Below are 9,427 nucleotides of genomic sequence, written 5' to 3'. Positions count from 1 at the left end.
CTTCGTCAAGTGATCGTAGTGTAAAAGAATTTTCGAGAATCGTATGTGTTTCACTGTTTAGTTATCAATGTTCATTGCTTTTTACTGTCTCTCGACAGCTTATTTACTTTACCACATCTTCTTTTGTTTGTCAAGAACTTTTTTTGAAGTTTTTCAAACTTTCTTGAAGATGAAGTTTTGTCATCCGTGTTGGCGACTTGACTACTTTATCATAGATAAGTCAGTTTGTCAACAGGTTTTTTATTTTATTTTTTACTTTAAAGTTGATTCAAAAGTAAAAAATAACGGAGAAGGAGGGATTTGAACCCTCGCGCCGCGTAAACGACCTATACCCTTAGCAGGGGCACCTCTTCGGCCTCTTGAGTACTTCTCCGGACTCCGAAATCATAATCTCTTATTCAATTGGAGTGCTGCTTTTTTCAAAGCGCATTAGTTATTATACTTAAGAACCTCTATATTGTCAATGGCTTTTTCTAATTAATTTTAATTATTTTCATATTTTTTTATCGTATCTGTAATGCGGCTGCGCACTTCCTCGGCAATCTCCGTAGATTTCATATCTTTGTACTCCTCATATGGGATTGGCTCCAGAAAATGCACTTGTACAGTCAATGGTTTTGCAGATCCTGTATCAAAGGATTTATATGAATCAATCAGTGCTACTGGCACAATAGGGCATTTTGCACGCATAGCGGCTTTAAAGCTGCCCCCCTTAAACTCATGAGGATTGTTTTTGTCTTTATTTCTTGTACCTTCTGCAAAGATCAGATAATTTCTTCCATTTTTAACTTCTTTTGTCACATTGATGATCACTTGCATAGACTGTTTAATATCTTCTCTGTCGATCATAAATGCCTTCATGCATGTAAATACCTGCTTTAGAAAAGGTACCTGAAACACTTCTTTTTTGGCTACTACAGAAAAAGGCACAGGACAGCATTCCATAATCGCCAGTACATCATATAATCCCTGATGGTTGGGATAGAACATAAAACCATTTTCTTTCGGAATATTCTCAACTCCATAGCCCTGCACATTCAAATTACCACCTGTATTAGCCGCATGATCTATCTTTTTCAGAAGTGCATATCTTTGTTCTTCTGTATACTTATCCACATGCGAAGCGTACCAGCACAGCTTTATCCACAAATAGGGAATTCTATACAGATTTCTCAATACCATAACGATTATTCTTTTCATTTGAACCTCTTTTCATTTTATGAATCATTTTATACAAATCATCTAATATAAATCATTTGATATGATTTATTTTTCCGAATCATTTTAAAAGAGGCCGCCGCATGTTATCTTTTTGCGGCAGCCCTAATCTGCAGTTGCTTAAAGCTTCCCGGCAATGAGCTCCTCATATCCCGGATTCTTCATAATAAATGCATCATATTCCTTTGTATAATTTTTATAGGAATCTGTGGTCATAAATTTGGCATAATCTGCCGCTGCTTCCTTGCTCATATCTGTTGTGACCATGGAAGGAGGAAGTACATAATACTTTCGTCCATCTTTCTGAACCATATAGGTGCTGATACAGGGATATTCCTGTTTATCCTTAAGAACCAGATTATAGATCACATACACATATACATAATCTTCTTTTTCCGCAAGCGTCTCACATTCTTTGATATTTACCTCGCTTGCCTCATGAACCTGAAAATACTTCAGGGTTGCAGTGATTTCTTTTTGAAGCACATCGTCCTCTTTGTCCTGCTGCACATAACAGCTTTTCACTTTCTTTTCACTGCCAGCCACATATTCTTTGATCAATGCCTCCACTACCCCTTCCGGTGACTTATGATTCACGCCGCACCCGGTCATTGTCAGGATAAAAAGCATCGCAATACATGCAGCCGTAAGACGCAATCCCTTTTTCATGACTATTCTCATTCCCCTTCAGTACCTGAATCCGGTTGTACTTCTTTGGAAATCATTTCCTCTTCTGCACTTTCTACCGGATCTTCTGCCAGTTTGTCTTCCGAAGCTTCTTCTTCCTTTTCCCGCACCTTTGCTACGCTTGCTACAGTAACGCCCTCTTTAAGATTGATCAGCTTCACTCCGGAAGTAATCCTTCCAAGAATTGAAATATCAGCGCACTGCAAGCGGATGATCACCCCTTCTGTTGTAATCATCATGATCTCATTTTCTTCATTTACGGCTTTTGCTCCAATCACATTACCAGTCTTTTCGGTGATCTTGTAGCATTTCACGCCTTTACCGCCTCTGTTCTGGCAGCTGAATTCAGAAATAGAAGTACGTTTACCCATACCATTTTCAGAAACAACCAGAAGATAATATCCCTGAGTATTCAGCTGCATGGAAACCACTTCATCTCCATCTGCAAGATTCATACCTCTCACGCCCATAGATACACGGCCTGTACTCCTTACATCAGATTCTTTAAAGCGGATACACATACCATCTTTTGTCACAAGGAAAATATTCTTCTTATTGTCTGTAGCTTTCACTTCAATCAATTCGTCATCATCTCTAAGTACAATGGCAGCAAGACCTGTCTTACGCACATTCACGTATTCAGTGATCGGCGTCTTCTTAACAAGACCCTTTCTGGTAGCCATCATCAGGTAATGACCTTCTTCAAACTTACTGATCGGTATTACTGCCGTGATTCGTTCTCCAGGCATCAGCTGTAAAAGATTTACGATTGCTGTGCCTCTCGCTGTGCGGCTGGCCTCCGGTATCTCATAGACTTTCAGTCTGTACACACGACCAGTATTGGTAAAGAACATCAGGTAATGATGGGTTGTGGTCATCAGAAGTTCTTCGATATAATCATCTTCCAATGTCTGCATGCCTTTAATGCCTCTGCCGCCTCTATTCTGGCTGCGGAAGTTATCTACGGTCATACGTTTAATATATCCAAGCTTTGTCATTGTGATCACTGTATTTTCTTTAGGAATCAGATCCTCTGTAGAAATATCATATACATCGTACCCAATAGCAGTCCTTCTCTCATCACCATATTTATCAGAAATCAGAAGGATTTCTTCACGTACAACACGGAGCAAAAGATTTCTGTCAGCAAGGATAGCCTGAAATCTTCGGATCTTTTCTTCCAGTTCCGCATACTCTGCCTCAAGTTTCTCTCTTTCCAAGCCTGTAAGAGCACGAAGACGCATATCAACAATAGCCTGAGCCTGCACATCGGTAAGTTCAAACCTGTCGATTAATTCCTGCTTTGCAATCTGAACGTTTCGTGCACCACGAATGATCCTGATCACTTCATCAATATTATCCAGGGCTTTTAAAAGACCTTCTAATATATGTGCACGTTCCTGTGCCTTATTCAGATCATACTTTGTCCTTCTGGTAACAACATCCTCCTGATGTGCCAGATAAGCCTCAAGAAGCTGTTTCAGATTCAGCACCTTAGGCTCAAGACTGCCACCTCTGGGCACTACGCAAAGCATGATCACGCCAAAAGTATCCTGCAGCTGTGTATGCTTATACAGCTGATTCAGCACAACATTGGCATTAGCATCTTTACGCAGATCAATACAGATCCTCATACCCTCCCGGCTGGAATGGTCATTCAAGTCTGTGATCCCATCAATCTTCTTATCTCTTACAAGCTCTGCGATCTTCTCCACCAGTCTTGCTTTATTTACCAGATACGGAAGCTCAGTAACAACGATCCTGGATTTGCCATTAGGCAGTGTCTCTATATTAGTCACTGCGCGAACACGGATCTTGCCGCGTCCTGTACGATATGCCTCCTCGATCCCTCTTTTGCCCAGAATGGTAGCTCCTGTAGGGAAATCCGGACCTTTTACGATCTCAAGAAGCTCTTCTATAGTCGTATCGCGCTGTTCTTCCACAATATTATCAATAATTTTTACAACAGCACCAATAATCTCACGCAGATTATGAGGCGGAATATTGGTAGCCATACCAACTGCAATACCGGAAGTACCATTCACAAGAAGATTGGGAAATCTGGATGGAAGTACCACCGGCTCCCGCTCTGTCTCATCAAAGTTTGGTTGGAAATCAACGGTATCTTTATTAATGTCTGCAAGCATCTCCATGGAAATCTTGCTTAAACGAGCCTCTGTATATCGCATAGCTGCTGCACCGTCACCGTCCACAGAACCAAAATTACCATGGCCGTCTACAAGCGGATACCTGAAAGACCAGTCTTGGGCCATATTCACCAGTGCCCCATAAATAGAGCTGTCTCCATGGGGATGATATTTACCCATTGTATCACCAACGATACGTGCGCACTTACGATGCGGCTTATCCGGACCGTTGTTCAGTTCGATCATAGAATACAGTACACGACGCTGTACTGGCTTCAATCCATCTCTTACATCCGGCAGTGCCCTTGAAGCAATAACACTCATAGCATACTCAATGTAAGATTCTTTCATCGTTTTTTCCAAATCCACTTCGTGGACTTTGTCAAAAATATTATCTTCCATAAATCATTTTCTCCCCTGCTGGAATCAGATATCCAGATTTTTTACAAACCTTGCATTCTCTTCGATAAATTCACGTCTTGGCTCTACCTTGTCACCCATCAAAGTGGTAAATACCAGATCAATCTCAGATGTGGCAGCCTCATCCATGGTCACTCGCAACAAGATCCTCTTCTCCGGATCCATAGTCGTCTCCCAAAGCTGTTCTGCGTCCATCTCACCAAGACCTTTGTATCTCTGGATCTTATTATTTCCATCACGGCCGATCTCTGTCAGAATATTGTTCAGCTCGTCATCATCATATGCATACCAGATCTTTTTATTTTTCTCGATTTTATAAAGCGGCGGCTGAGCCAGGTAAACATAGCCCTGCTTGATCAGTTCCGGCATGAAGCGATACAGGAAAGTAAGAAGCAGTGTAGCAATATGTGCACCATCCACATCCGCATCAGTCATAATGATGATCTTATGGTAACGAAGCTTTGAAATATCAAAATCCTCGTGGATGCCTGTTCCAAAAGCAGTGATCATTGCCTTAATCTCTTTGTTTGCATAAATCTTATCCAGGCGGGCCTTTTCAACATTCAGGATCTTACCTCGAAGTGGCAGGATAGCCTGTGTGGCACGGTTTCTTGCAGTTTTTGCAGAACCACCGGCGGAATCTCCCTCTACAATATAAATCTCACAATTCTTAGGGTCTTTATCTGAACAGTCTGCCAGCTTGCCTGGCAAGGACATGCTGTCAAGTGCGGACTTACGTCTGGTAAGATCCCTTGCCTTTCTTGCGGCTTCCCTTGCACGCTGTGCCAACACAGACTTCTCTATGGTTGTCTTTGCCACAGAAGGATTCTGCTCCAGGAAAATCTCCAGTTGCTTGCTTACAACACTGTCTACAGCGCCTCTGGCTTCACTGTTACCCAGCTTCTGCTTGGTCTGTCCCTCGAACTGAGGATTCTCGATCTTAACACTGACAATAGCAGTAAGTCCCTCACGGATATCATCTCCGCTTAAATTAGGCTCACTGTCTTTCAGAAGCTTATTCTTTCTTGCATAATCATTAAAAGTCTTTGTAAGGGCATTTCTGAAGCCTACGATATGCGTACCGCCTTCAGGAGTATTAATGTTATTTACAAAGGCATAGCTGTTCTCTGTATAGGAATCATTATGCTGCATAGCAACTTCCACGTATACACCGTCTTTGTTTCCCTCACAGTAAATGATCTCCGGATACAGAGCTTCTTTGCTTTTATTCAGATAAGTTACAAATTCACGGATACCGCCTTCGTAGTGGAAGATCTTTTCTCTTTCCATGCCTTCCCGGTTATCCTTCAGAACGATCTTCAGTCCTTTTGTAAGGAAAGCCATCTCCCGAAGCCGCTGTTTCAATATATCGTAATCATAAACGGTTTCTTCAAAGATCTCTTTATCCGGCAGGAATGTGACCGTAGTTCCATGACGGTCTTCTTCACAGTCTCCTGTCACTTTTAAAGAATACATGGTCTTGCCCCGCTCGTATCTTTGCTGATAAATCTTACCTTCATGGTAAATAGATACTTCCAGCCATTCTGACAATGCATTGACTACAGATGCTCCAACTCCATGAAGACCTCCGGATACCTTGTATCCTCCACCGCCAAATTTACCTCCTGCATGAAGAACTGTAAATACTACTTCTACTGCCGGGAGTCCTGCTTTATGATTGATCCCTACAGGAATGCCTCGTCCATTATCTGTTACTGTAATGGAATTGTCAGGATTGATTGTCACATTGATTTCTGTACACACACCTGCCAGCGCTTCATCCACTGAGTTGTCTACGATCTCATATACCAGGTGATGAAGTCCTCTGCTGGAGGTACTTCCGATATACATTCCGGGTCTTTTGCGTACTGCTTCCAGTCCTTCCAGTATCTGGATCTGGTCCGCTCCGTATTCCGTATTCTCTACGCCCATGTTGTTCCTCCCGTTTTTCTATAATAAAGACCATCTCAGGCCTGAGCTGTTTTTAAGCCCAATAACTCGAATTTATTATAACACAAAAACAAAGAGCGTGCCATGAAAATCGCAAAATTTCGCCGACCGGATACAACAAAACAGGTTCCGAACCTTATCACTCATTCACGATAAAGCCCGGAACCTGTTTTATTTTACATATTTTTAAAACTGAAATTTACTGTTCTATTTTTTCGTTTGCTATTTTATTTCTTTACCACTTTCTTACGTTTTCCCACACGTACCTTCAAGGTAGCTTTCTTACCGCTGGTGGTTCTGGCAGTGATGGTTGCCCTTCCATTGGCCTTCAACCTTACTACGCCCTTGGAAGAAACAGCTGCAACTCTGGTATTGGAGCTCCTCCAGGTTATCCTGTCTGTAGAATTGCCTGGCGTTAATCTGCCCTTTACTGTAAAACGGTATCCCTTATATGCAGTAATGCTTTTCAGATTCAGCCGGATCCGCTTTGCTGGGATCTCCCTTACCGTCACAGTACAAGAAGCCTTTTTCCCATTGGAAAGAGTTGCCGTTATAACAGCCTTCCCTTTTCTTTTTGCTGTTACTTTTCCGGTCTTGCTTACAACCGCCACCTTGGTATTGGAACTTCTCCACTTTGGAGTTTCATTGGCTCTTGCCGGTGTTGTAGTCGCTTTCAGAACTGCTTTTTTTCCCTTCAGAAGACTCAGTGTTTTTCTGTTCAGGCGAATGGTTTTCGCTGCAACAACCAGCTTGCCTTTTACTGCTACATTCACAGATCCGGACAATCCGGCGCCACTGACAGTGATCACTGTCTTTCCTTCCGCTACAGCCGTAACATTTCCTTCACTGTCCACCTTTGCCACAGACGGATTGCTGCTGGTCCATGTGAAAGAATCCGGATCCGGTCTGGAATATACCCAGTCCCACCCTGGATTTTCGATCCGTGCACACAGAATCCTTTTCTGTCCCTGAGACATATTGGCAGTGCCCCGGTCTTCCCACTCTAAATAAAAGCTTTTCTGGTAATTTTGTGGATCTATTGGAATTGCTACCCTTACCTTCTTATCTGCCGGTTTTGAAAAAGCAGCCGTTTCTTCTGTGCCAAACATCTGAACCCAAAATTTTGTACCGCCCTGTTCAAAGCAGCCAATACCGATGGTTTTATATCCGGATGACATAATATTAGCCCTGTGTCCGGCGGAATTCATCCACTGATTCATAGCTCCGGTAGCAGATGTACTTCCTGCAGCAATATTTTCTCCGCTTGCCTTTGCATTGGCTGTAAAACAATCCTGTCCTGTTGGTCTTGTATGTGAAAAATCAAGACATGTTTCTACAGCACGGAGCATGGCTGATTCCAAAAGGCTTTCATCCATGGCAAGAGGTGCCAGACCTTCTTTGCCACGTTCCTGATTTACAATATCCAACACCCGATATGCATCAGCGTAATGGTAATTTCCTGAATAATATAAGGTTTCCACCGTCAGGTAAGACCCATCTTCCATCTGTGTAAGGTGAGAAGGATAATCCACATTCAGATTGGTACATCCGCTAAACGCTCCTGCTTCAATCTTTTTCACAGTAGAAGGAACCTTAAGGTATGTAAGAGATTTACATCCCCAGAAATCTGCTACATCAATATTTTCCAGTCCTTCTGGAAGATTTACAGAAGTAAGGGCTGTACAATTAAAAAAGATTCTTGTGCCAAATTCCTTAATATTACTTCCAAGAGTTACTGTAGTAAGACTTGTACACTGCTCAAAGGTTCTGTATGGAAGAACAGCTACCCCATTTCCCACATAAGCTGTCACAAGGCTTCTGCACTCTTGCGCAATGCCGTATCCAATGGTTGTCACAGTATCCGGAATTGTAAGAGATGTAAGACCAGATCTGGCAAATGCCCAGTCTCCAATGGTTGTCACAGTAGCTGGAATAGATACCTGCTGCAAGGCTGTATTTTTGATAAAAGCCGAACCTCCTACCGTTACAACTCCATTTGGAATCGCATAGGAAGTATCTCTTTTCCCAGTTGGATAATCCAGTAATGTGCTTCCATCCTTTGTAAAAAGAACACCATTTTCTGCTTTAAAGGACGGATTCTGACTGTCTGCTGTATACTGGCTGATACTGGATCCGAAAAATGCCAGCGGATCATACGTAGTCAGGGATGCTGGAAAATGAAAAGCAGTAATCAACGTCTGCTGAAAAGCATACTCTCCTACTTCACGAACCTGTGATCCCATATTCAAGGTTTCCAGATTGATGCAGTCTGCAAAAGCTGCTGTACCGATCACCTGAAGAGACTGTGGCAGTGTTACTGAATGAAGATTATATGCATTGTAAAAAGCTGCTTCACCAATGGATGCAAGCCCCTCAGGCAAAGATATCTCACGCAGGGAGCCACATTCTATAAAGCTGTAATCGCCTACACGAGTAATCCCCGGAGAGATAATAATCGTACTGATCTGTCCTACATCATCTTTCCAGGGGGCACTCTTTGAATCCTCAAAATCCTTCATTGCTCCAGAGCCACTGACTGTGAATACTCCATTTACAAGTGTGGCGGTAATGCCATTTCCTGCATCATAGCTTTTGGTGCCTTCGTTCTCACCGGAAGAAAACAGATCTGTATCCGCATCCTCCTCCACATCTTCAAAAACTACATCTCCCTCCTGGGAATCTTCCCCGGAAACATCGTAACCCTCCTCTGCGTCAGTAACTTCATCCTGATTCTCAACATCCTCAACAGATGTTTGGTCTTCCCCTGTTACAGGTGTGGCAGAAGAATCTCCTTCTGGCTCGCTCTCATCCGCTTCACTGCTGCCTGCTTCACTCTCAGCAGTTTCGCTGTCAGTTGTCTCGCTTGCAGTGAATTCACTGCCGGCCACTTCCTCAGCCTGGCAGATTGCAGCCGGCTGCACTGCCAGCATAAAACTTAAAATACCTGCTAAAAACTTCTTCTTCATGGTTTCCCTTCTTTTCTTCATGTGTATTTGTGACAGCCC

The 9,427-nt window shown here is 42.8% G+C and carries 5 protein-coding genes and 1 tRNA gene; all 6 read right to left on the bottom strand.

Annotated elements, in window-relative coordinates; all coding sequences use genetic code 11:
• Positions 1-285 precede the first annotated feature (285 nt).
• A tRNA-Ser gene (locus AB5916_RS14585) sits at positions 286-373 on the bottom strand.
• A gap of 110 nt (positions 374-483) precedes the next feature.
• Positions 484-1,200 (bottom strand): lysophospholipid acyltransferase family protein, encoded by a 717-nt coding sequence (locus AB5916_RS14580; protein WP_368191559.1) that lies wholly within the window; start codon positions 1,198-1,200, stop codon positions 484-486.
• Between the two features lie 138 nt (positions 1,201-1,338).
• Complete coding sequence (locus tag AB5916_RS14575) at positions 1,339-1,887, bottom strand: hypothetical protein (protein ID WP_368191558.1); 549 nt, start codon at positions 1,885-1,887, stop codon at positions 1,339-1,341.
• An 8-nt stretch (positions 1,888-1,895) separates the two neighbouring features.
• The gene (gyrA, locus tag AB5916_RS14570) at positions 1,896-4,454 is read right to left on the bottom strand and encodes a DNA gyrase subunit A (RefSeq protein WP_368191557.1); all 2,559 of its coding nucleotides are present in this window, start codon (positions 4,452-4,454) and stop codon (positions 1,896-1,898) included.
• A gap of 24 nt (positions 4,455-4,478) precedes the next feature.
• Positions 4,479-6,404, bottom strand: coding sequence for a DNA topoisomerase (ATP-hydrolyzing) subunit B (gyrB, locus tag AB5916_RS14565; protein ID WP_368191556.1), 1,926 nt, complete (start codon positions 6,402-6,404; stop codon positions 4,479-4,481).
• Between the two features lie 245 nt (positions 6,405-6,649).
• Positions 6,650-9,409 (bottom strand): leucine-rich repeat protein, encoded by a 2,760-nt coding sequence (locus AB5916_RS14560; protein ID WP_368191555.1) that lies wholly within the window; start codon positions 9,407-9,409, stop codon positions 6,650-6,652.
• Positions 9,410-9,427: the final 18 nt, after the last annotated feature.

This window comes from Blautia sp. 1033sp1_1033st1_G9_1033SCRN_220408 (assembly GCF_040929965.1).
GTDB lineage: Bacteria > Bacillota > Clostridia > Lachnospirales > Lachnospiraceae > Blautia_A > Blautia_A ammoniilytica.
Note: the sequence above shows the minus strand (reverse complement) of the source record. Positions and strands in the feature narration are given on the sequence as shown.